General features: G+C 70.5%; 1 protein-coding gene and 1 pseudogene. One reads left to right on the top strand and one right to left on the bottom strand.

Annotated elements, in window-relative coordinates:
* Positions 1-288: pseudogene (locus tag RIF68_RS35355) on the top strand (transcriptional regulator); the annotation flags it as partial.
* Here the strand turns inward: RIF68_RS35355 and RIF68_RS35360 are convergent.
* On the bottom strand, positions 275-2,005 hold a 1,731-nt coding region (locus RIF68_RS35360), incomplete at its 5' end, for a 3-hydroxyacyl-CoA dehydrogenase NAD-binding domain-containing protein (protein WP_309055680.1). The pseudogene RIF68_RS35355 and the gene RIF68_RS35360 overlap by 14 nt on opposite strands.

Genomic DNA, 2,005 nt, shown 5'->3' on the forward strand with positions numbered 1-2,005 from the left:
CTGCTGCGGCTCGGCGTGGAGCTGCTCGACGTGCCGATCGACCACGAGACGATCCTCGCCTCCCGCACCGTGCTCCTGGAGCACGCGCGGGCCGCCGCCCAGGAGCTGGCCCGCCTCTTCCAGGAGCAGGTGTGGAACCCGTACCGGGAGAGCGGCGAGGACCCGGACCACCTGACCGCGATGAAGTCGCTCTCGGCGCACATGCAGCCGATGGTGATCCAGGCCCTCGTCACCGCCTTCCAGCGCTCACTCAGCGAGGAGCTGAGGACGGCGTTCAGGAGTCGGTGAAGACCTCGCCCCGCTCGGCCTTCCGCACCAGCAGCGCGGGCGGGGTGAACCGCTCGCCGTAGGTCGCGGCCAGCTCGCGCGCCCGCTCCGCGAAGCCCGCGACACCCCCCTCGTAACCGTTGATGTACTGGAGCGCTCCGCCGGTCCAGGCGGGGAAGCCGATGCCCATGACGGAGCCGATGTTGGCGTCGGCGACCGAGGTCAGGACACCCTCCTCCAGGAGCCGGACGGTGTCCAGCGCCTCGGCGAACAGCATCCGCTCCTGCATGTCGCGGAACGGGATCTCGTACCCCGGCTTGGTGAAGTGCTCGCGCAGGCCCGGCCACAGGCGGCCCCGCCTGCCGTCCTCCCCGTACTCGTAGAACCCGGCGCCTCCGCTGCGGCCCGGGCGGCCGAACTCGTCGACCATGCGGTCGATGACGGCCTCGCCCGGGTGGGTGGTCCAGGTGCCGCCCGCCTCCTCGACGGCCTTCCTGGTCTCGTTGCGGATCTTGCGCGGCAGGGTGAGGGTCAGCTCGTCCATGAGGGAGAGGACCTTCGCCGGGTAGCCGGCCTGGGCGGCGGCCTGCTCGACGGAGGCGGGCTCGATGCCCTCGCCGACCATGGCCACGCCCTCGTTGATGAAGTGGCCGATGACGCGGGAGGTGAAGAAGCCGCGCGAGTCGTTGACGACGATCGGGGTCTTGTTGATCTGCCGGACCAGGTCGAAGGCGCGGGCGAGGGCCTCGTCGCCGGTCCGCTCGCCCTTGATGATCTCGACCAGCGGCATCTTGTCGACCGGCGAGAAGAAGTGCAGGCCGATGAAGTCGGCCTGGCGCTCCACGCCCTCGGCGAGGACGGTGATCGGCAGGGTGGAGGTGTTGGAGCACAGCAGCGCGTCGGGGGCGACGATCTCCTGGATCTCCTGGAAGACCTTGTGCTTGAGGGCGGTGTCCTCGAAGACGGCCTCGATGACGGCGTCGCAGCCGGCGAGGTCGGCGGCCTCGGCGGTGGGCGTGATGCGGGCGAGGAGGGCGTCGGCCTTCTCCTGGGTGGTGCGGCCCCGGGAGACGGCCTTGGCGCAGAGCTTCTCGGAGTACGCCTTGCCCTTGGCCGCGGACTCGGCGGAGACGTCCTTGAGGACGACCTCGATGCCGGCGCGGGCGCAGGAGTACGCGATGCCGGCGCCCATCATGCCCGCGCCGAGGACGGCGACCTTGCGGACCTGGCGCCTCCCGACGTCCTTGGGGCGGCCGGCGCCGGAGTTCACGGCCTGGAGGTCGAAGAAGAACGCCTGGATCATGTTCTTCGCGGTCTGTCCTGTGACCAGCTCGGTGAAGTACCGGGACTCGATGACCTGCGCGGTCTCGAAGTCGACCTGGGAGCCCTCGACGGCGGCGGCCATGATGTTGCGCGGGGCCGGGTAGGGGGCGCCGTTCAGCTGCTTGCGCAGGTTGGCCGGGAAGGCCGGCAGGTTGGCCGCGAACTTCGGGTTGGACGGGGTGCCGCCGGGGATCTTGTAGCCGGGGACGTCCCAGGGCTGGCGGGACTCCGGATGGGCGTCGATGAAGGCGATGGCCTTGTCCATCATCTCCTCGTGGGTCGCGGCCAGCTCGTGCACGAGTCCGTTGTCGAGTGCGCGCCTCGGGTTGTACTGGGTGCCCTGGAGCAGCACCTTGAGGAGGGCGTCGGTGATGCCCATGAGGCGTACGGTGCGGGCGACGCCGCCACCGCCGGG

The sequence above is a fragment of the Streptomyces sp. genome (genome assembly GCF_031178505.1).
In the GTDB taxonomy this organism is placed as follows: domain Bacteria; phylum Actinomycetota; class Actinomycetes; order Streptomycetales; family Streptomycetaceae; genus Streptomyces; species Streptomyces gulbargensis.